The following is a 20624-nucleotide window of genomic DNA, read 5'->3' on the forward strand; positions in this document are numbered from 1 at the left end:
GGCCATGACTCGCCTGCTCGTGGTCAAGGCAACCGCCGGCGCCGACGCCCCGGAACGCTGCTCGCAGGCGTTCACCGTGGCCAGCACGGCCGCGGCGGCCGGGGTGAATGTCTCGTTCTGGCTCACCGGCGAGTCGACCTGGTTCGCCCTGCCCGGCCGGGCGGAGCAGTTCGAGCTGCCGCACGCCGCGCCGCTGCCCGACCTGCTGAGCCTGCTGCTGGAGAACGGCCGGGTCACCGCATGCACCCAGTGCGCCGCCCGGCGCGGCATCACCCCGGAGGACGTGCTGCCCGGGGTGCGGATCGCCGGGGCCGCGGTGTTCGTCGAGGAGATCATGGGCGAGGGTGCGCAGGCCCTCGTGTACTGAACTCAGCCGCACCCGGTGGTGGTGCTGACCCGGGCGGTGCCGTCCGAGACGGTCACCACCACGGACGTCCCGCCCGTACGCCACGCCCACGCCTGCGGCTCGGCCTGCACCAGGTGAGCCCCGGCCGTCACCGGCTGCAGCGCCCGTTCCAGATCCCCGGGCGCCGGCACGGGACCGCTGGTCACGGTACGTGCGGTGCCGCCGTCCGGGCAGGCGACCTCGGTCACCGTCCCCGCCGCGGTATCGGCCGGCCCCACCGCGCGCACCGCAGCCGCGTACGGCGGGGTTGGCTCGGACACCGGCGGGTCGGTGGGGTTCAGGTTCACCCCGTGCGCGAGCGGGCGGCAGCCGGTCGACGCGCGCAGCGTGACGACCGTGGCGTCGCCCGGGGTACGGGCCTCGATCGCCACGAACCCGCCCGCGTCGGCGTACAGCTCCAGGCGGTTGCCGGTGGAACTACGGTGCACCTGGGCGTGATACCCGGCGGGCAGTGCCTTGGCGACCGCGTCGAGGGCCGGGGCGGCCCCGTCGGCGCGCACCCGCAGGGTGACCTCGCGGACCGCCTCGACCCCGGGGCGTACCGGGGTGACGTGGCAGTCCCGGGAGAACTGCGTGGAGTGCAGGACCACGGCCCGCCCGTCGCCGTCGGCCGCGGCGACCAGGGCGCCCGCCGCGGCGTCCAGGAACGGCAGCGCGTGGGCGATGTCGCGCTGCTCGGGCACGGTCGGCGGGTCGTGCCGCACGGACCACACGACGAGGCCGGCGAGCAGCACCGCCCACGCGGCGGCGACCGCCCGTAGCCAGGGGCGGCGCGGCGGCCGGGTGGCGGGCGGCGGCGCGGCAGGGGGGTACGCCGGCAGGGTCACGCCGCCATGGTGGCATGCGGGTCCGCATACGTGTGCGGGGGCGGGACCCGAAATCGGGTCCCGCCCCCGCGGCAACAGAGCGTGGGTCAGGCGGCGACGGTCAGGCCGACCTCGTTGACGCCGCGGGCGACGTCGACGGCGAGGTCACCGTTGCCGTGCCGGGAAAGGGCCCGCAGGGTCCACGCGCCGGGCGCGGCGAAGAACCGGAAGACCCCCTCCGGGGAGGTGACCACCTCGGCGGTGAACTCGCCGGAGGAGTCGAGCAGCCGGACGTACGCGCCGGCCACGGCCTCACCGTCGGCGGTGCGCACCGCACCGGTGATGACGGTCTCCTTCTCCAGGTCGACGCTCGCCGGGATGGGGGCGGACTGGTCCGGGGCGGCGCACCCGGCTGCGGTGTTGGCGGGAGAGGTCATGGGTCAGGCCTTTCCGGGCTCGTCGCCGAGAGCGATCGGCACGCCGATGAGCGAGCCGTACTCGGTCCAGGATCCGTCGTAGTTCTTCACGTTCGCGCGGCCGAGCAGCTCCTTGAGCACGAACCAGGTGTGCGAGGAGCGCTCGCCGATCCGGCAGTACGCGATGGTGTCCTTGCCGTCCTCCAGCCCGGCCGCGGCGTACAGCTTGGCCAGGTCTTCGTCGGACTTGAACGTGCCGTCCTCGTTGGCCGCCTTGCTCCACGGCACGCTGATCGCGGTGGGGATGTGTCCCGCGCGCTGCGACTGCTCCTGCGGCAGGTGCGCGGGGGCCAGCAGCCGGCCCGCGTACTCGTCGGGGCTGCGCACGTCGACCAGGTTCTGCACGCCGATGGCCGGCACGACCTCGTCGCGGAACGCCCGGATGGACAGGTCGGGGGCCTTGGCCTGGTACGCCGTGGCGGCGCGGCTCGGCACGTCCGTGGCGTACGGGCGGGCGTCCAGTTCCCACTTCTTGCGGCCGCCGTCGAGCAGCTTCACGTCGCCGTGGCCGTACAGCTTGAAGTACCAGTACGCGTACGCGGCGAACCAGTTGTTGTTGCCGCCGTACAGGATCACGGTGTCGTCGTTGGCGATCCCGCGCGCCGAGAGCAGCGCGGAGAACTGCTCCTGGTTGACGAAGTCGCGGCGGACCGGGTCCTGCAGGTCCTTCTTCCAGTCCAGCTTGACGGCGCCCGGGATGTGCCCACCGTCGTACGCGGTGGTGTCCTCGTCGACCTCGACGAACACGACTCCCGGGGTTTCGAGGTTCTTCTCGGCCCAGTCGGCAGAGACGAGCGCGGTGTCGCGACTCATCGTTTACTCCCTTTGTCGGGTGGGATGGGTGAGTCGACGCGCGGGGGAATTTCGGCCGCACCCGCGCGGGACCCATTTCAGCGAAAACGGATCACGGGGTTGGTGCGACGGCGCCACTGCCGGGCGTTAGAACCTGCGCAGCTCGGGTGGCCCCGTCAGAGGACGGGGCGACACAGGCAGGCGGCCACGCGACACAGGTCGACCGCGCGCCGTTTGGTGAGCAACAGGCTCATGGGAACGGACCCTACCAGCGGGTCCACGGCGCGGAACACATCCGACCACGATCCGGGACGGAGGCGGCCGTCACAGCCCGGCGTTCGTGCAGCTCAGGTCACTTGCCACCGGTGAGCGGGACGTCGTGGGCGCTGGCGGTGAACTCCAGCCCGTCCGGGCGCACCTCCACGTTCTCCACGGTCAGGCCGAGTGGCAGCTCGGGCACCTTGAGTGCGACCGAGAGCTGCTTGACGTACGCGTCGATGAACGTGCGGACCAGCGGGATGTCGGGCAACCCCGCCGCGGTCACGTCGGAGAACTGGACCCGGACCGTACCGTCGACGACCTGGAGATCGGCCGTGGCGGTGGCCTGGAACGTGCGGCCGAGCAGCTGCACCGGGGCGGTGCCGACGAGCTTGCCGTCGTGCTCGGAAAGGACCAGTCCGGGCTGGTTGATGAGCGCTGCGACCTGCGCGTAGTCGACCGTGCCGGTGCCGGTGACCGTCCCGGCGAAGATGTCGCCGTGCCCGCTGCGCACGGTGTCCAGCGGGGCGCGCACGTCGGTCGCGCGGACGTCGAGCACCGGCACGTGGACCGTCCGGCCGTTGCCCGCGGGCCCGGAGAAGTTCTTCAGCGCGATCCTGGTCTCCTCGTAGTGGCCCGAGGTGACCTGGGTCAGGAACGGGATGCCCGCGACCGTGACGTCCGGGTGGTCGCACCGCGCGCCCTTGGCGGCGACCTGCTGCGCGACCCGCTCGGCGATGACCCGTTCCGCGAACGCCGCGGCGGCCCGGTCGGCCACGAACAGCCCGGCGGCGAGGATCGCCAGCAGCACGGCCAGTGTCACGAGCACACGCCTACCCCAGCGCTTGCGAGGTCGCGTCGGCTCGTACACCTGGGCCACATGTCCTCCTCGGTCGACCGTTGGCGCGGACCTTCAGGACCGTACCGGGCGGACGCCACCGGATCGATACGCTCGAACGAACGCCGCAGATGCATTACCCCGGTCAGGACAGGAAGAACGCCGCCAGGGTGTACGCGGCGGGCGCGGCGACCGCGAAAGCACCGAGCGGCCCCTGCATGTGGCGGGCCAGCCAGAATGTCGGCACGTCTCCGGCCATGCTGCGCCCGGCCTCAGAGTAGTTCACGGCAAGGTCGACCAGCACGGCGAAGGCGGCCGTGATCAGGCCCAGCACCGCACCCTTGGCGGGGTCGAACGGCAGCACGAGCACGCTGCCCAGGGCCGCGGCGGCGAGGGTGCCGAGCATGGCGCCGAGCACGATGCCGGCAGCGCCGCGCGGCACCTGCGGGGCCAGCCGGGGCTTGGCGTACCCGGCGTCGGTCGCCCGCGCCACGACCAGCGCGACGCCCGCCGCCGCCAGGCAGACCAGGACGGTCTGGGTGCCGATGGGTTTGCGGGTTAGCACAAGCAGCGTGGAGTACGCGACCACGCCCGCCATGATCATCAGGGTGGGGCCGAGCGAGTCCTTCACCCGCTGCCAGCCCGCCCGGCTGAGCAGCTGGGCGATCACGGCGGCCACCAGGCCACCCGACATGGCCAGCCACATCGGGCCCAGCGCGGGCTCGTCGGTGGTGACGGCCGCGTAGTCGGCCACGCCCGCGACCACGGCGCAGATCACCCCCACGGCCGCGGAGGCGGGCGGGCGGATCGCCATCGTCCAGGCCAGCACGAACAACAGCTGCACCCCGAAGATCACGATCGCGTACGGGACGCGGGCATCCGGCCCGGAGCTCTGCGCACCGATGATCAGGCCGATGGCCAGCAGCGCGGCGAAACCGGCGATGGCCAGCGACAGCTGCCGCCGGACCTCGACGACTTCGGCCTCTTCCGGCTCGTCGGCGTCGGCGTCGGCCGCCGCCTCGGCGCGCACCGGCGGCTCCGGGTCCTGGACGGCACCGAACACGCCCGGCGCCCGGCGCGGCGCGAGACGCGGGATCTCCCGGGAGAGATCCGCGTCCCACGGGTCGCGGTCGCCGCCCTGCGGCACCGGGGTGAAGTCGCCGCGCTGCGGCCTGGTGGGAAACACGCCTGCGATGGTGCCAGACCACGTGTACCCGGGTCATCCGGCGACCGGGCGCCGCGAAACCACGACCGGTCGGACCGGGAGCACGCCTCCATCGAACGGCTCGTTGCCTGTCATCCTTTCGGTCAACCCCGTCGGGTTCCTTGCATCACTCGACAACGCGACCAGGGACTTCGTGCCCGTCCGTCGGTTAAGGTGAGCCCAGCCCACCCGTCGGTGATGCCGGGGACCGATCCTCCCGGTCTGCGCATCTCCACCGGTCGCGCCGCGTTGAGTACGCACACCGGGTCACCCATGCGGCCGCGTGCCGCGAGGACGGAGGTGAGTGTGGAGATCCTTCTGTTGGTGACGGCACGTGCGGGCGAGGCCCCGGCTGTGCTTCCCGCGCTGGACCTGCTCCCCCACTCGGTGCGCACCGCGCCTCGGGACGTACGCACGCTGGTGTCCGGGCCGAGCCCCGACGCCGTTCTGGTCGACGCCCGCTCGGAGTTGTCGGAGGCCCGGGCCACGTGCCGCATGCTGCACGCGACCGGGCTGGGGGTGCCGCTGATCGCGGTGGTCACCGAGGCCGGCCTCATCGCGCTGAACGCCGACTGGGGTGTCGACGACGTCATCCTCGCCAGCGCCGGACCCGCGGAGGTCGAGGCGCGGCTGCGCCTGAGCGTCGGCCGGTTGACCAACGCCACCGCGGGCACCGGCGGCTCGATCCGGGCCGGCGAGCTCAACATCGACCCGGACACGTACGCCGCGAAGCTCAAGGGCCGCCCGCTCGACCTCACGTACAAGGAGTTCGAGCTGTTGAAATTCCTGGCCCAGCACCCCGGCCGGGTGTTCACGCGCGACCAGTTGCTGCGCGAGGTGTGGGGCTACGACTACTTCGGCGGCACGCGGACCGTGGACGTGCACGTCCGGCGCCTGCGCGCCAAGCTCGGCGCGGAGTACGAGGCGATGATCGGTACGGTGCGTCAGGTCGGGTACAAGTTCGTGGTGCCGCCGGCCGGGCGCCAGCTGCCCGACAATGAGCCGGTCTCGCTGCCGGTCTGAGGGAACGCTGACCCATGACGACGGTGCGGCCGGTCCGGCGCGCGGACCGGCTCACCGGCGAGGAGATCGCCGCGGTACTGGCGGTCGCCGACGCGTCTGCCGCGGCGGACGGCGTCTTCCCGCTCGCCGAGGACACCGTGCTCGCGGTGCGCCACACCCCCGACGAGCCGACAGAATCGGGCGCTGCGCGCGCACACCTGTTGTCTTTCGCGGAGGACGGCCTGGCCGGATACGCCTGCCTGGACCGGTCCGACCCGGCGGCGCCCGCCGGTGAGCTGGTGGTGCATCCCCGTCACCGGCGTGGCGGGCACGGCACCGCGCTGCTGGCGGCGGCCGCGGCCGAGGTGGCGGCGGGGGCCACGCTGAGCGTGTGGGCGCACGGGGACGGCGCCGGGGCGCGCGCGTTCGCCGAGGGTGCCGGGTTCGCTCGGGCCCGGGTGCTGTGGCAGATGCGCCGACCGCTGACCGAGCCGCTGCCGGAGGTGCCGCTGCCGGCCGGGGTGACCGTGCGTCATTTCCGGCCCGGTTTCGACGACGAGCTCTGGTTGCGGCTCAATGCCCGCGCGTTCGCCGACCATCCGGAGCAGGGCCGGTGGACCGAGGCGGACCTGCGGCTGCGGATGGCCGAGCCGTGGTTCGAGCCGGAGGGTTTCCTGCTGGCCGTCGACGTCGGCGACACCCTGATGGGTTTCCACTGGACGAAGGTGCATCCGGCGACCGGCGACGTCCCTCGAATGGGGGAAATCTACGTGCTCGGCGTCGACCCGGACGTGCACCAGCGTGGGCTGGGCGCCGCGCTCAGCGTGGCTGGGCTGCAGCATCTGGCGCTGCACGGGGTGCAGCAGGCCATGCTCTACGTCGACGAGTCCAATGCGGCTGCGGTGGCGTTGTACCGCAGACTGGGGTTCACGGTCTTCGCCGCGGACGTCGGTTACCAGAAGATCGTCTGAGCGCCCGGCCGACCGGGTTCGCACCGGTGGCGATAACAGAACGGTCAAGCGTATGTCACGGCGCCGTCTCAGGGGTGTCCGGAGATCCGACATTTCGGTCTCCTGACCCTCGGTTCACGTAACGGACAACTCGCCCTCAGTCCTCGGCCACCTCACGGGGTCGACCTGTTCACCGCAGGTTCACTTGCGACCGGGGAACAGGTCATCTGACCCTCCTAGCTTTCCGAGTGGGCCGGTGAGACCGGCTTGCCGGGCCGATGGAGCCCGGCAATCCACTCGAGGAGAAAACGTGAAGCTCCAGCGGTCTGGCCTGCTGGCCGGTATTGCTTTGACCGCGACCCTTTCCCTGGTCGCGTGTGGTTCGGACAACAACACGGCGTCGCCGTCGGGCGGTGGCGCTTCCGCCGCGGCCCAGAACTGCGCCGCGGGCGATTTGACGGCGCAGGGTTCGACAGCGCAGAAGAACGCGATGGACGAGTGGATCAAGACCTACCAGGGTCAGTGCTCCAACGCGAAGATCAACTACCAGGGCACCGGTTCCGGCGCCGGCATCCAGGCGTTCATCTCCGGTACGGCGGACTTCGCCGGCTCCGACTCCGCGCTCAAGCCGGAGGAGCAGCCGCAGGCGGACGCCAAGTGCGCCGGCGGCCAGGCGCTCAACCTGCCGATGCTGGTGGGCCCGATCGCCGTCGTGTACAACTTGGACGGCGTCGACAACCTGCAGCTGTCCTCGAGCACCATCGCCAAGATCTTCTCCGGCAAGGTCACCAAGTGGAACGACCCGGCGATCGCCGCCGAGAACAGCGGCGCTCAGCTGCCGGCGACCACCATCGAGACGGTCCACCGCTCTGACGAGTCCGGCACGACGGACAACTTCACCAAGTACCTGAGCAAGACCGCTCCGTCCGACTGGACGTACGGCAACGCCAAGGCATGGAAGGCCCCGGGCGGCACCGGCGCGGCCAAGTCCGACGGTGTGGCGGCTCGCGTCAAGAGCACGCCCGGCACGATCAGCTACGTCGAGCTGTCCTTCGCCGAGAACAGCGACCTGAAGAAGGCGAAGATCAAGAACGGCGCGGGTGAGTACACCGAGCTGACCCCCGAGAGCGCGGGCAAGACCATCGAGGGCGCCAAGGTGGCCGGCACGGGCAACGACCTCAAGCTGGACATCGACTACAGCACCACCACGGCCGGGGCGTACCCGATCGTCCTGGTGACGTACGAGATCGTGTGCAGCAAGGGCAGCCCCAAGGCCGCGGCCATCAAGGGCTTCCTGACCTACACCTCCAGCACCGGTGGCCAGGGGGCCCTGGCCGAGCTGGGCTACGGGCCGCTGCCCGAGACCATGCGTACCAAGGTTTCGGCCTCGGTCGCAGCCATCGCCTGATACGACCTAGCGTCCCTCCGAGACGACAGCGAGCAGCAGATGGGTGAGTACCCCTCCGGCTCGGCGAACCTCGGCGCCGGCGGGTCGCGTGTGGCAGGACGCCACGCCCGGCCCGCCGGCAACGGCGTTTCGCCAGTCCCCCCCGACGACGTCCCCAGCGGCGGCCGTACGCCTCTCGGCGGTGGCGGCGCGCTCCCCCGCAAGGCCCGTTTCTCGTTGGAGAGCGGTTTCCGCGGCCTCAGTACCGCTTCCGGCGCGATGGTGCTGGTCATCATCGTCGCCATCGCGATCTTCCTGATCGCCAAGGCCGTGCCGGCACTGCAGGCCAACACCGAGGACTTCTTCACGTACCAGAAGTGGTTCCCGAACGAGACCCAACCCAAGTTCGGTATCGCTGCCCTGGCCTTCGGGACGCTGCTGACCTCGATCATCGCCTTGATCGTGGCGGTGCCCGTGGCGCTGGGCATCGCGCTGTTCCTGTCGCACTACGCACCGAAGCGCCTGGCCAACCCGCTCGGCTTCGTCGTCGACCTGCTGGCGGCCGTGCCCAGTGTCGTCTTCGGCCTGTGGGGCCGCGACTTCTTCGTGGAGCCGGTGCGCGAACTCTCGGTGTGGCTCAACCACTACTTCGGCTGGCTGCCCCTGTTCGACGGGGAAGGGCCGTTCGGCTACTCGATCCTGCTCGGCAGCCTCGTGCTGGCGATCATGGTGCTGCCGATCATCACCTCCATCTCGCGTGAGGTGTTCCAGCAGACACCCGGCATGAACGAGGAGGCGGCGCTGGCACTGGGCGCGACCAAGTGGGAGATGGTGCGGACCGCGGTGCTTCCGTACGGCCGGCCCGGCATCATCGCCGCGGTCATGCTCGGCCTGGGTCGCGCGCTCGGCGAGACGATCGCCCTGGCCCTGACGCTCGGCAGCGTCTTCGGGATCTCCTTCAACATCATCGAGAACGGCGGCAACAGCATCGCTGCGAACATCGCCAACACGTTCGGCGAGGCCAACGAGACCGGCCGCGGGGCGCTGATCGCCTCCGGCCTTGTGCTGTTCGCCATCACCCTCGTGGTCAACATGGCGGCCCGGGCGATCATCTACCGCCGCCGCGAGTTCCGGGACAGTGCGGCATGACCGAGTGCACCGAGCGAAGCGAGGGCCGCGAGGACATGCCCGGCCAGCACAGCATGACCGAGTGCACCGAGCGAAGCGAGGGCCGCGAGGACATGCCCGGCCAGCACAGCATGACCGAGTGCACCGAGCGAAGCGAGGGCCGCGAGGACATGCCGGAAGGAAGCCGAGCATGAGTCTGATGGAGCGTGAGACTGCCGGCGTCGGGATGACGCCGGACAACATTCGGTCGCAGCGACTGTCGCTCGGCGCGAACCTGGGGGTCGCGGTAGGCGCCCTCGCGGTCGCGTCGATCGTCGTGCTGGGCCTGGACATCGGCGGCTGGGTTCTGGTGGCGGTCCTGGGCCTCGCGCTCTACCTCGCCGGGCTCCTGTTCACGGCGGGACGCGTGGAGGGCAAACGCGCCGCGCGGGACCGGATGTGGAAGACGCTCATCTACTCCGCGTGCCTGCTGGCGGTGCTGCCGCTGGCGTCCGTGGTGTGGACGCTCATCTCCAAGGGCGCCGAGCGGCTGGACGCCACGTTCTTCACCACGTCGATGAACAACATCGGCGCGCGCGACCCGGGCGGCGGCGCGTACCACGCGATCGTCGGCACGTTGGAGCAGGTGGGCATCGCCACCCTGCTGGCCGTGCCGCTGGGCGTGCTGGGCGCGATCTACCTGGTCGAGTACGGCCGGGGCCGGTTCGCGCTGACCGTACGCTTCTTCGTCGACGTGATGACGGGCATCCCGTCCATCGTGGCCGGTCTGTTCATCCTGTCGTTCTGGGTGCTCATCGTCAGCCCGTGGTTCAACGACGGCCGGCCGGAGTACTCGGGCTTCGCGGCTGCGCTGGCACTGGCCGTGCTGATGCTGCCGACGATCGTGCGGTCCACGGAGGAGATGCTGCGGCTCGTTCCGGGGCCGCTGCGGGAGGGCTCGTACGCCCTCGGCGTACCGCAGTGGAAGACGATCATCAAGATCGTCCTGCCGACCGCGCTGCCGGGCATCGTCACCGGTGTCATGCTGGCCATCGCCCGGGCCGCCGGTGAGACCGCGCCGGTGCTGCTGGTCGCGGGCGGCGCCTCGGCGATCAACTTCAACCCGTTCAGCGGCAACCAGATGTCCCTGTCGCTGTTCGTTTTCCAGCAGGCCGGCGACGCCTCCAAGTACGCACCCGCCAGAGCCTGGACGGCAGCACTGACGCTGGTCGCCCTGGTCCTCGTCCTGACGATCGCGGCAAAGCTGCTCGCCCGTCGCAACCAGTTGACGCGATAAGAGGTGTCCCCCATGGCCAAGCGCATCGAGGCGCACAACGTCTCGTCGTACTACGGATCGTTCAAGGCGATCGACAACGTCTCCATGACGGTCGAGCCGAAGACGATCACCGCCCTGATCGGGCCGTCCGGCTGCGGCAAGTCGACGTTCCTGCGGTCGATCAACCGCATGCACGAGGTGCTGCCGAACGCCCGGATCGAGGGCCGGCTCACCATCGACGACCAGAACATCTACGACCCCGACGTGGATGTCACCGCGGTCCGCCGCATGATCGGCATGGTGTTCCAGCGGCCGAACCCGTTCCCCACCATGTCCATCTACGAGAACGTGGTGGCGGGGCTGAAGCTCAACGGCGTCCGCAAGAAGTCCCTGCTGGACGATTCCGCGGAGCAGTCGCTGCGGTCGGCGAACCTGTGGGACGAGGTCAAGGACCGGCTGGGCCGGCCCGGCGCGGGCCTGTCCGGCGGTCAGCAGCAGCGGCTCTGCATCGCCCGGACGATCGCGGTCGAGCCGCAGGTCGTGCTCATGGACGAGCCCTGCTCGGCGCTCGACCCGATCTCGACGCTGGCGATCGAGGACCTGATGTTCAAGCTGAAGGACCGCTTCACGATCATCATCGTCACGCACAACATGCAGCAGGCCGCCCGGGTCAGCGACAAGACCGGGTTCTTCTCGATCGAGAAGACCGGGGACCCCGGCCGGCTCATCGAGTACGACGACACGCAGAAGATCTTCAGCAACCCGAGTGAGCGGAAGACCGAGGACTACATCACGGGTCGTTTCGGCTGATCGTCACGGTGACGCCGCCGTCCTCGGACACCTCCACACGAGGCATCACGGGGGCGGCGGCGTTGCGGTGCGCGGACGCGGCAACAACCTCGTCCGCGCTCGCGTACGCGCTCAGCTCGTCCAGCAGCACGCGGGTCGGCGGCAGCATCGTCAGCTCGTCCGCGTCCGCCGGGCGGATCCACGCGGTGCTGTCGGCCTCGCCGGACACGTCGCGGGCGATCTGCCCCGCGGGCAGCAGCGCCACGAAGAACCAGGTGTCGAACCGCCGGGGCTCGAACTCCGGCGTGATCCACCGCGCCCACGGCAACAGCAGGTCGTCGCGCAGCCGCAGCCCGCGGCGGGCCAGCAGCTCGCTCATGGAGAGCTGCCGGGCCACCACCTGGGCCCGGTCGTCCTCCCAGTCCTGCCCGCCCACGTTGCCGATCGTGTGGTCCGGCTGCTCGGCCCGGCCGGCCAGCAGTACCCCGGCCTCCTCGAACAGCTCCCGGGCGGCGGCGCCGACGACCGCATGGGCCTGCTCGTCGGGCACCCCTAGCCGGGCCGCCCAGTCGTCGCGCAGCGTCTGCGGGCGGTCGTCCGAGGACACCCCGCCACCGGGGAACGCGTACATCCCGCCGAAAGCCATCGTGCTGCGCCGGCGCAGCACGTACACCTGAAGGGTTTCGGGGTGCAGGAGCGCGACGGTGGCTGCGGGACGCGGCGGGACCGGGGTGCCGTGGAACTCGCGCGCCCGGCGCGCGAGCGCCTCCGGCAACGACATCGGATTGGTCACGGTCCGATCGTGCCACCGATGGTGCCGTGAGCGATACCGTGGCGATCATGACCAAGCACGTGTCGCCGGTCCGCTGGGGGATCCTGGGCACGGGCGCGATCGCCGCCACGTTCGCTTCCGACCTTGCGCTGGTGGCGGGTGCGGAGTTGGCCGCGGTGGGCTCCCGCCGGCCCGAGACCGCCACCGCGTTCGCCCGGCGGCACGGGTTCGCCCGGGCCCACGGCTCGTGGGCCGAGCTGGCCGCGGACGACGAGGTCGACGTCGTGTACGTGGCGACACCGCACGCCATGCACCACGCGGCCGCCCAGACGTGCCTGGCCGCCGGCAAGGCGGTGCTCTGCGAGAAGCCGCTGACCTTGGACCTGGCGTCCTCCACGCACCTGGTCCACGAGGCGCGCACGCGCGGGCTGTTCCTGATGGAGGCCATGTGGATGCGCTGCAACCCGGCGATCCGCCGGGTCGCGGAACTGGTCGCGGAGGGCGCGATCGGCGAGGTGACCGCGGTGCACGCCGACTTCGGGCTGGCCGGGCCGTTCCCGACCGGGCACCGGCTGCGCAACCCGCGGCTGGGCGGCGGCGCCGCACTGGACCTCGGGGTGTACCCGCTGCACCTGGCGCACCTCATCCTGGGCACCCCGGAATCGGTGCAGTCGTGGGCACGGCTCACCCCGGAGGGGGTGGACGAGAACACCGGGATGCTGCTCGGGTACGCCTCGGGCGCGGTCGCCGCCCTCACGTGCGGCATCGGCGGCGCCACCCGCAACGCCGCCTCGATCACCGGCACGCGGGGCCGCATCGACCTGCCGCCGGAGTTCTACGTGCCGCGCTCGTTCGTGCTGCACCGCGACGGCCGCGCGGAGACCGTCGAGCTGCCGTTCCCGGGGCACGGCTACCAGTACGAGGCGGCCGAGGTGCAGCGGTGCCTGGCCGCCGGGGAGTTGGAGAGCCCACTCGTGCCGCAGACCGCCACCATGGAGATCATGAACCTGCTGGACGCGGTCCGCGCGCAGATCGGCGTGACGTACGAGCCGGACCCGTACGCGGCGCTCAGCTGAACAACGGCCGGACCAGGAAGTAGGCGAGGCAGGCGATTCCGCCCGCCGCTGGGAACGTGATGACCCAGGCGATCACGATGTTGCCGGCCACGTTCCAGCGCACGGCGCTGAGCCGCTTCGTGGCGCCCACACCCATGATGGCCGAGGTGATGGTGTGGGTCGTCGAGATCGGCGCACCCAGGACGAGCGCGTTGAAATACAGCACGGAGCTGGCGACGGTTTCGGCCGCGAAGCCTTCCGGCGGCCCCAGATCGATGATCTTGCGACCAAGCGTGCGGATGATCCGCCAACCACCCGCGTAGGTGCCGAGTGCCAACATCGTCGCCGACGTGTAATAGACCCACGTCGGAATGTGGGTGGGGCTGTCCTGGTATCCGCCGGTGTACAGCGCGAGCACGATGATGCCCATCGTCTTGGCCGCGTCCTGCATGCCGTGTCCGATCGACATGGCGGCCGCCGACACCGTCTGCGCGTGACGGAAACCCCGGTTCAGGCGGCCGGGGTGACCGCGCCGGAAGCCCCACAGGATCGCCAGCATGACGGCGAAGCCCAGGGCCAGACCGACGACCGGCGACAGCACCATCGGGATGAGGACCTTCTGGGTGATGCTCGCCCACTCGACGACCCCACCGGCGGCGAACAGGGTCGCGCCGACCAGCCCGCCGAACAGCGCGTGTGAGGACGACGACGGCAAGCCGAAGTACCACGTGATGAGGTTCCACGCGATGGCGCCCAGGACGCCAGCGAAGACGACGCCGAGGCTGGCCACGCCGGGGGGCAGATGGACGATGCCCTCGCCCACCGTCTTTGCCACCCGGCCACCCCAATGGGCGCCGACGAAGTTGCCGATAGCGGCCATGGCCAGCGCGACCCGGGGGGTCAGAGCCCGGGTGCTGACGCTGGTGGCGATGGCGTTGGCCGCGTCGTGGAAACCGTTGGTGTAGTCGAAGACCATCGCGGCAGTGATCACCGCGAGCACGGCGAGGAGCTCAGCGGACAAGGCCTACGACTCCTTGACCATGATCGTCTCGATGGTGTTCGCCACGTGCTCGAACGCGTCGCAGGCCGCTTCCAACTCGTCGGCGACCTCCTTCATCTTCAGCACGGTGAGCGCGTCGTACTCGCCCGAGAACAGCCGGACCAGCAGCATCCGGTAGGCCCGGTCGCCGTCATTCTCAAGGCGGTTGATCTCGATCGTGTACTCCTCGAGATCTTTCAGAGCGCGCAGCCGGGGCATCGCCTCGGCGGTCAACTTGGCCTGCTGGTCGAGCACGTGGACCAGCTCGTGCATCTCCCGCGGCAGCGACGGCAGCGCGGTGAGGCCGTACAGGTAGAGCAGGTTGCCGACCGCTTCGAGGTGGTCCATGACGTCGTCGAGCTGCGAGCCGAGGGAGTAGATGTCCTCCCGATCGAACGGCGTGACGAACGTGGAGTTGATCTTCTTGTACAGATCGTGGGTGATCTGGTCGCTGTCGTGCTCGACATCGGTCAGCCGTTCGCTGACGGACTGCACGTCGGCATCCGGCAGCGCCAGCTCGTTGAGCAGTTCGGTGCCCCGCACCAGATTCTGCGCGGCCTTGGTGAAGAGGTCGTAGAAGGCGCCCTCGGTGGGGCGGAAGGAGAACTTCACGGCGCGAACCTCGCGGGACGGGTGGGCAGGTACGGATCCCGCCGCGGCGGGCACGGCGAACTCCGGGGGAATGCTAGGTAACGGCGATCTCTACATGGACCCCGCCTACCCCAGCTCGGGTGCAGTTCAACCGCAATTCATCTGATGTTCACTATCGCCGCCCATGGATGGGTCCGCCGGCACCGGGCCGACACGGTTCAGACCCGCGGTACGGCATCTGCCGACGCGGGGTGGGGTGCGGGGTGCGGGGCGGGCGCCGTACGGCGCGCCGGCCTGGCCGCCTCGGCCGGCGGGGACGCCGGCTGACTCACCGGGCACTGGCGCAGGTGCCGGATCAGCCCCACCTGGTCGGTGTCCGCGATCACGTCCACCCCGGCCGCGCACAGTTCGGCCCAGATCGCCCGCCGCGCCCGGCGCGGACCCTCGGCCAGTCCGGAGATGCGGACCAGGCGGCCGTCCTCGTGCGCCGCGCGCACCATGGCGTGCAGCAGGTGCCGCTCCTCGGCCGAGATCAGTTCCCGGCCGTCCCAGCCGAACCGCCGCGACCACTGCTCACTGATCATCGGCACCAGCGACGGCGGGGCCGCCCGGGTGCCGATGTCGTCGAACGTGCCGTCGGCGAACGCGTACCGGATCGGCTGGGCCGCAAGCAGTTCGCGGACGTCCACGATCCCGGACACGGCCACGGTCACGGCGCCCGGCTCCAGCACGCCGTCCACGCACCGGCTCAGCAGCGAGGCGTGGTCGCGGAGCTGCCGGTCCAGCATCCGGAACGCCCGCAGCAGCGTCTCGGTGTCCCGTTGCGGCCCGACGAACTCCACCACCAGCCGGAACGGCAGCCGCTGATCCGGGCGCAGGCGGCCCGCACCGGCCTTGGCCCGGACGAACAGCGGCGACAGGACGAGCCGGCGCAACGTGCGTCCGGGTTGCGGGGCGCCGCGGCCGAGGAACAGCTCGCCGTGCGGGCCGGGGCGTACCGGGATACTGAGCCCGGCCAGGCCGCGGCGCAGCACCGCCGGCAACGGGTCGGTGTCCTGCGGGCGGATGATCGCGTGCCCCCACGGCAGGTACGGCTGTGGATGGCGGAGCAGTGAGAAGCCGACCGAGACCGCGCCCACCGCACCGGCTACCCCCGCCACGCCACCCGCGATCGTCGAGATGTCCCCCGCCACCGTCACGCCCCCGTCCCCGCCACGCGAATAGGACTAAACGTACTTATCGCTCGGACCACTGTGACACAGGTGACACCGCCACCCGGGTAAATCTTGGCGAGTTTTCCCTGGTGACGTCATGGTCCGCGGGGTTCAGGCGGGCGCGGCGGCGGTCACTCGACGACCGCGGACAGCCATTTCCGGTACGCCGCGGCGAACGGCTCCGTCCCGTCGCCGAGCGCGACCAGCAGCCGCTCCGCCGCGGCCTGCGCCTCGACGACCACGTCCTCCGGGTAGCCGAAATGCACCCGGTGCTCCTCGAACTCGTCCTCGTCGCGCAACTCGACCAGCCCCGACTCCCGCCGGCGCACCACGTCCAGATCGAGGTCGATGATGTGCACCGTGTCGCCCTCCCACCGGGCGGGAGTGGTGATGTCGCAATACACCTCGCTGGTGCGCGGCGGCGGGTTGAACATCGCGGTCCACCAGGAATCACGCGGGATCAACAGCACGAACGGGATCTGCTCGACCGACGGCCGCCCGTGGTAGACCGAGGCGGTGCCCCGGGGCACGCCGACCCAGATGCCCAGGTCGTCCTCACTGAGACGGCGCGCCGGATAGTCACGGTGGGCCGAACCGTCGTACTTGGTGTACACCACCCGGACCGTCTCGCTCGGCATGCTTGGCACCCTAACGGTGTGCGGGTTTCGTCGGTGGCGGCGGGTACGGTCTTCGTCGTGCCCGCCGCCACCCGCTCCCCGGCCACCGCCACCCAACTCCTCGCCGCCGCGGTCGGGGCCGTGCCCGGCGGGGCCACCCGCCCCGGCCAGGAAGCCATGGCGACGGCCATCGAGCGCGCCGTCGCCGACTCCGAGCACCTGCTGGTCCAGGCCGGTACGGGGACGGGCAAGTCGCTGGCGTACCTGACTCCGGCGCTTCTGGTCGACGGCCCGGTGGTCGTGTCCACCGCCACCCTCGCGCTGCAGAACCAGCTCGTCGAGCACGACCTGCCCCGTTTGGCCGAAGCGGTCACCCCGCTGCTGCGGCGCCGCCCCACGTTCGCCGTGCTCAAAGGGCGCCACCACTACCTGTGCATGGCCAAGCTGGAGCACGCCGACGAGGAGGAGCCCGCCGACACGCTGTTCGACGACCCGCCGCGGCAGCGCTGGCTCGGCGAGGCGGGCCGCCTGGGCAAGCAGATCCAGCGGTTGCGCGACTGGTCGAACAAGACCACCACCGGCGACCGCGACGAGCTCGACCCCGGCGTCGACGACACCGCGTGGCGGCAGGTGTCGATGCCCGCCCGCGACTGCGTCGGCGCCGCCCGCTGCCCGTACGGCGCGGACTGCTTCGCGGAGGCCTCCCGCGCCCGCGCCCGCGAGGCCGACATCGTGGTCACCAACCACAGCCTGCTCGCGGTGGACATGCTGGCCGGGCGCCACATCGTCCCGCCGCACAAACTGCTCGTCGTCGACGAGGCACACGAGCTCGCCGACCGGGTCTCCTCAGCGGCCCAGGCCGAGCTGACTGCGGAGGCCGTCGAGCGGGCCGGCCGGCGCGCCCGCCCTCTGATCACCCCGGCGGCCGGTGAGGCCATCGCGGAGGCGGGGGATGCTCTCGCGGCCGGGCTCGGCGAGGCCCCCGCCGGCCGGCTCACGGACGGGCTGCCACCCCTGCTGCACCACGCGGTGACACTCATCGACGCGTCCACCCGATCGGCACTGGAGGCGATCGGCGACGTCAAGGGCGACGACCCCGACCCGGTCCGCAAGCAGCAGGCGAAGGCCACGTTGGACGAGCTGTCCACGACGGCCCAGCGGCTTCTGGAACAGGCCGCGCACGACGTGGCCTGGGTCGAGAAGTCCGAGGTGGGCGCTGGACGGCGCGCGCTGGTGGTGGCCCCGTTGTCGGTTGCGGGCACGCTGGCGGGCAGTCTCTACACCGACCGGACGGTCGTGGCGACCTCGGCCACGCTGACGCTGGGCGGGCGCTTCGACACCGTGGCCCGCGCGCTCGGCCTGCCACTGCCCAGCGCCGGCGGCGACGCGGCAGCGGTCCCCGAGCAGCGATCCGGCCGGGCCGCCGCCCCCACCTCCGGGGACGGTTGGAGCTCCCTCGACGTCGGTTCCCCGTTCGACTACCCCAAGCAGGGCATTCTGTATGTGGCCGCGCACCTGCCCCGTCCCGCCGCCTCAGGCCTGCCCGCGGCCGCGGGCGAGGAACTGCTCAAGCTGGTGACCGCGCTGGGCGGGCGTGCCCTGGGATTGTTCTCCTCCCGCCGCGCCGCCGCCCAGGCCGCCGAGCTGGTCCGCGCGCGTACCGACCTGCCCGTGCTGTTGCAGGGCGACGAGTCGCTGCCGATCCTGGTCCGCAAGTTCCGGGAGGACCGCGCCAGCTGTCTGTTCGGGGTCATGTCACTGTGGCAGGGCGTCGACGTGCCCGGCGACGCGTGCCAGCTCGTGGTCATCGACCGGCTGCCGTTCCCGCGCCCCGACGAACCCCTCGCGGCGGCCCGCGCGGCCGCGGTCGACGCGGCCGGTGGCTCCGGCTTCGCCGCGGTCAGCGTCCCCATCGCGGCCATCCGGCTGGCCCAGGGCGTGGGCCGGCTGATCCGCTCCACCGGCGACAAGGGGGTCGTGGCCGTGCTCGACTCCCGGCTGGAGACCGCCCGCGGGTACGGCGCCTTCCTGCGCGGCTCCCTGCCCCCGTTCTGGTACACGACCCGCCCCGAGGCGGCGATCGGCGCACTGCAACGGCTCGCCGCGACGTAGGCGCCCCAGCTATGGGGTGGCGGGGACGGGGTCGTCCGGGACCGCTTCGAGGGGGCCTTCGGGACGGCCCCGGGCCAGCCGGCGTACGCCGGTGTTGAGCACCGCGATCAGCGGCACAGCGACCAACGCGCCGATGATGCCCGCCAGCACGACACCCGAGGCGATGCCGATGATGACCACGAGCGGGTGGATCGCCACGGCCCGGCCCATGATGAGCGGCTGCAGGACGTGCCCCTCCAGCTGCTGCACGAGGATCACCGCGCCCAGCAGGATGAGCGCGATCACCCAGCCCCGGGATACGAGTGCCACCAGCACGGCCACGGCGCCCGATGTGGTCGCCCCCACGATCGGGATGAACGCGCCCAGGAACACGAGCGCCGCCAACGGGAACGGGAACGGCACGTGCAGGATCAGCAAAGCGATCCCGATGCCGACCGCGTCGATGAAGGCCACGAGTACGGTCGCCCGCACGTACGCCCCCAGCGTCACCCACGACGCGTCACCCGCGTCGGACAGGCTCCACCGGGCATTGACCGGGAACAACCGGACGATGAAATACCAGATCTTGCGGCCGTCCCGGAGGAAGAAGAACGTCGCGAACAGCACCAGCAGCATGCCGGTGACCAGCTCGAAGAGGGTGGCCGCGGTGGCGAACCCGGTCTCGGTCAGTGACGAGGTGTTGGAGTTGATCCAATTCTGGGCGGAGTTGATCGCCTGGTCCACCTGCTTGTCCGACAGGTGCAGCGGTCCGGTCCGCGCCCAGTCCTGGATCTGGCGTATGCCGTCGCTGGCCCGGCTCGTCAGCTCCGGCAGCCCGTCGACGAACTGGTTGATCACCAGCGTCAGCGTGCCCGCCACCGCGGCGATACCGCAGATCAGCACCAGGAACGTGGCCAGCGACCGCGGCAGCCGCATGCGCAGCAGCCAGCCGACCGCGGGCGCCAGCAGCGCGGACAGCAGGAGCGCGATGGCCAACGGGATGACGACGATGCTGATGATCCCGATGAACCGCAGCAGGGCCCACCCGATCACGCCCACCACGATGAGCCGCCACGACCAGGCCGCGGCGATCCGCAGCGAATGCGGCACCTCGATGTCGTCACGGCTCGTCGTCGACTGCTGATCGACCTGCACCACCGGCGCCGGGATCAGGAACTGGTCGTTCCGGTCGACGTCCGTGTCCTCGTTCTGCTCGGTGCGTGCCGCCCGCACGGACTCACGGCCCGTCTCGTATGCCTTTCGCAGGTTCTGCCGGACCCGCTGCAACCGGCTCAACCGCCGACCCCCCTCGCCGTTGTCACGCGATATCCACCGTAGTCGCAGTCCGCATGAGCGTCCCGACTCGGCTGCAGAATCCACCGATCCGCAGGCCCAGGCCAGGGCCGATGACGGGCGGGCGTACCGTCTGCTCGTGAGCGCCGACACCACCACCGACACCGGTCTGCCGATCCGGATGCTGCACGACCGCGTCCTCGTCCGTCTCGACGGCGGCGAGGGCGAGCGCCGATCGACAGCCGGCATCGTCATCCCCGCAACCGCGTCGATGGGCCGCCGCCTGTCGTGGGCGGTCGCCGTCGGGGTCGGGCCCAACGTGCGCTCCATCGTCACCGGCGACCGCGTCCTGTTCGACCCCGACGACCGCTCGGAGGTCGAGCTGCACGGAAAAACGTACGTGATGCTCCGCGAGCGTGACGTGCACGCCGTGGCCGCCAGCCGGGTCGAGTCCGACGGCACGGGCCTGTATCTCTGACCACCCGGCGCGCCCGCGGCCGCCGCGGCCGACGCCGGCCGCCACGATGAGGAACTGGTCAGCCGCGCCGCCTGCGCGGGCCGAGCGGGTGTCACGTCGTCGGCTCGGGAGCCTCGACGTAGCGGCGCCGGTGGCTGGTTCCGTGCGCTACAGGTCTGATCCAGGAATGGATCGCTGGCTGCC

Annotated in this window: 23 protein-coding genes; 11 read left to right on the plus strand and 12 right to left on the minus strand. The window is 71.1% G+C overall.

Annotation, left to right across the window (positions count from 1 at the left end; all coding sequences use genetic code 11):
- Window positions 1-4 precede the first annotated feature (4 nt).
- Window positions 5-367 carry a DsrE family protein gene (locus tag ACMCNK_RS18795; RefSeq protein WP_412737706.1) on the plus strand — a complete coding sequence of 121 codons (363 nt, stop codon included), beginning with the start codon at window positions 5-7 and terminating at the stop codon, window positions 365-367.
- 2 nt (window positions 368-369) lie between these two features.
- On the opposite strand, the gene ACMCNK_RS18800 is transcribed toward ACMCNK_RS18795, so the two are convergent.
- The 6 genes from ACMCNK_RS18800 to ACMCNK_RS18825 all read right to left on the minus strand — a co-directional run bounded on the left by ACMCNK_RS18800 (window position 370) and on the right by ACMCNK_RS18825 (window position 4762).
- The gene (locus ACMCNK_RS18800; protein WP_412737707.1) at window positions 370-1233 is read right to left on the minus strand and encodes a hypothetical protein; all 864 of its coding nucleotides are present in this window, start codon (window positions 1231-1233) and stop codon (window positions 370-372) included.
- An 86-nt stretch (window positions 1234-1319) separates the two neighbouring features.
- Window positions 1320-1649 carry a DUF1416 domain-containing protein gene (locus ACMCNK_RS18805; RefSeq protein WP_412737708.1) on the minus strand — a complete coding sequence of 110 codons (330 nt, stop codon included), beginning with the start codon at window positions 1647-1649 and terminating at the stop codon, window positions 1320-1322.
- A gap of 3 nt (window positions 1650-1652) precedes the next feature.
- Window positions 1653-2501, minus strand: coding sequence for a sulfurtransferase (locus tag ACMCNK_RS18810; RefSeq protein ID WP_412737709.1), 849 nt, complete (start codon window positions 2499-2501; stop codon window positions 1653-1655).
- 155 nt (window positions 2502-2656) lie between these two features.
- Entirely contained in the window at window positions 2657-2734 is a 78-nt protein-coding gene (locus tag ACMCNK_RS18815; RefSeq protein WP_364700138.1) for an Ms5788A family Cys-rich leader peptide, read from the minus strand.
- A 98-nt stretch (window positions 2735-2832) separates the two neighbouring features.
- Window positions 2833-3561, minus strand: a complete 729-nt coding sequence (locus tag ACMCNK_RS18820) for a DUF2993 domain-containing protein (protein ID WP_412737710.1) — start codon at window positions 3559-3561, stop codon at window positions 2833-2835.
- 160 nt (window positions 3562-3721) lie between these two features.
- A complete protein-coding gene (locus tag ACMCNK_RS18825) occupies window positions 3722-4762 on the minus strand; it encodes a hypothetical protein (protein WP_412737711.1) in 1041 nt (346 codons plus the stop codon).
- A gap of 318 nt (window positions 4763-5080) precedes the next feature.
- On the opposite strand from ACMCNK_RS18825, the gene ACMCNK_RS18830 reads away from it, so the two are divergent.
- The 7 genes from ACMCNK_RS18830 to pstB all read left to right on the plus strand — a co-directional run bounded on the left by ACMCNK_RS18830 (window position 5081) and on the right by pstB (window position 11312).
- The gene (locus tag ACMCNK_RS18830; protein WP_412737712.1) at window positions 5081-5803 is read left to right on the plus strand and encodes a winged-helix domain-containing protein; all 723 of its coding nucleotides are present in this window, start codon (window positions 5081-5083) and stop codon (window positions 5801-5803) included.
- A 14-nt stretch (window positions 5804-5817) separates the two neighbouring features.
- A complete protein-coding gene (gene mshD / locus ACMCNK_RS18835; RefSeq protein ID WP_412737713.1) occupies window positions 5818-6753 on the plus strand; it encodes a mycothiol synthase in 936 nt (311 codons plus the stop codon).
- A 289-nt stretch (window positions 6754-7042) separates the two neighbouring features.
- Window positions 7043-8140, plus strand: coding sequence for a phosphate ABC transporter substrate-binding protein PstS (gene pstS, locus ACMCNK_RS18840; protein WP_412737714.1), 1098 nt, complete (start codon window positions 7043-7045; stop codon window positions 8138-8140).
- 39 nt (window positions 8141-8179) lie between these two features.
- Window positions 8180-9268: a phosphate ABC transporter permease subunit PstC gene (gene pstC / locus ACMCNK_RS18845; RefSeq protein WP_412737715.1), complete on the plus strand. Its 1089-nt coding sequence runs from the start codon at window positions 8180-8182 to the stop codon at window positions 9266-9268.
- On the plus strand, window positions 9265-9441 hold the full coding sequence (locus ACMCNK_RS18850) for a hypothetical protein (RefSeq protein WP_412737716.1): 177 nt from the start codon (window positions 9265-9267) through the stop codon (window positions 9439-9441). The genes pstC and ACMCNK_RS18850 overlap by 4 nt, the downstream gene beginning before the upstream one ends.
- A gap of 32 nt (window positions 9442-9473) precedes the next feature.
- On the plus strand, window positions 9474-10523 hold the full coding sequence (gene pstA, locus ACMCNK_RS18855; protein WP_412740908.1) for a phosphate ABC transporter permease PstA: 1050 nt from the start codon (window positions 9474-9476) through the stop codon (window positions 10521-10523).
- Between the two features lie 12 nt (window positions 10524-10535).
- On the plus strand, window positions 10536-11312 hold the full coding sequence (gene pstB, locus ACMCNK_RS18860) for a phosphate ABC transporter ATP-binding protein PstB (RefSeq protein ID WP_412737717.1): 777 nt from the start codon (window positions 10536-10538) through the stop codon (window positions 11310-11312).
- Here the strand turns inward: pstB and ACMCNK_RS18865 are convergent.
- Window positions 11293-12072, minus strand: a complete 780-nt coding sequence (locus tag ACMCNK_RS18865; RefSeq protein ID WP_412740909.1) for an NUDIX hydrolase — start codon at window positions 12070-12072, stop codon at window positions 11293-11295. The genes pstB and ACMCNK_RS18865 overlap by 20 nt on opposite strands.
- A 59-nt stretch (window positions 12073-12131) precedes the next feature.
- Between ACMCNK_RS18865 and ACMCNK_RS18870 the strand changes: the two genes are divergently transcribed.
- The gene (locus ACMCNK_RS18870) at window positions 12132-13139 is read left to right on the plus strand and encodes a Gfo/Idh/MocA family protein (protein WP_412737718.1); all 1008 of its coding nucleotides are present in this window, start codon (window positions 12132-12134) and stop codon (window positions 13137-13139) included.
- Here the strand turns inward: ACMCNK_RS18870 and ACMCNK_RS18875 are convergent.
- The 4 genes from ACMCNK_RS18875 to ACMCNK_RS18890 form a co-directional block, all read right to left on the minus strand.
- A complete protein-coding gene (locus ACMCNK_RS18875; RefSeq protein WP_412737719.1) occupies window positions 13132-14139 on the minus strand; it encodes an inorganic phosphate transporter in 1008 nt (335 codons plus the stop codon). The genes ACMCNK_RS18870 and ACMCNK_RS18875 overlap by 8 nt on opposite strands.
- Before the next feature lie 3 nt (window positions 14140-14142).
- Window positions 14143-14769 carry a DUF47 domain-containing protein gene (locus ACMCNK_RS18880; RefSeq protein WP_412737720.1) on the minus strand — a complete coding sequence of 209 codons (627 nt, stop codon included), beginning with the start codon at window positions 14767-14769 and terminating at the stop codon, window positions 14143-14145.
- Window positions 14770-14966: 197 nt separating this feature from the next.
- Window positions 14967-15947: a hypothetical protein gene (locus ACMCNK_RS18885; RefSeq protein WP_412737721.1), complete on the minus strand. Its 981-nt coding sequence runs from the start codon at window positions 15945-15947 to the stop codon at window positions 14967-14969.
- Window positions 15948-16093: 146 nt separating this feature from the next.
- Complete coding sequence (locus ACMCNK_RS18890; protein ID WP_412737722.1) at window positions 16094-16600, minus strand: DUF402 domain-containing protein; 507 nt, start codon at window positions 16598-16600, stop codon at window positions 16094-16096.
- A gap of 156 nt (window positions 16601-16756) precedes the next feature.
- Here ACMCNK_RS18890 and ACMCNK_RS18895 point away from each other — a divergent pair, with 156 nt between their 5' ends.
- A complete protein-coding gene (locus ACMCNK_RS18895) occupies window positions 16757-18691 on the plus strand; it encodes an ATP-dependent DNA helicase (protein ID WP_412740910.1) in 1935 nt (644 codons plus the stop codon).
- A 9-nt stretch (window positions 18692-18700) separates the two neighbouring features.
- Here the strand turns inward: ACMCNK_RS18895 and ACMCNK_RS18900 are convergent, their stop codons facing one another.
- Entirely contained in the window at window positions 18701-19966 is a 1266-nt protein-coding gene (locus ACMCNK_RS18900) for an AI-2E family transporter (RefSeq protein WP_412737723.1), read from the minus strand.
- Between the two features lie 178 nt (window positions 19967-20144).
- On the opposite strand from ACMCNK_RS18900, the gene ACMCNK_RS18905 reads away from it, so the two are divergent.
- Complete coding sequence (locus ACMCNK_RS18905; RefSeq protein WP_412740911.1) at window positions 20145-20441, plus strand: GroES family chaperonin; 297 nt, start codon at window positions 20145-20147, stop codon at window positions 20439-20441.
- Window positions 20442-20624: the final 183 nt, after the last annotated feature.

This window comes from Krasilnikovia sp. MM14-A1259, from assembly GCF_047159535.1.
Taxonomy (GTDB): domain Bacteria; phylum Actinomycetota; class Actinomycetes; order Mycobacteriales; family Micromonosporaceae; genus Actinoplanes.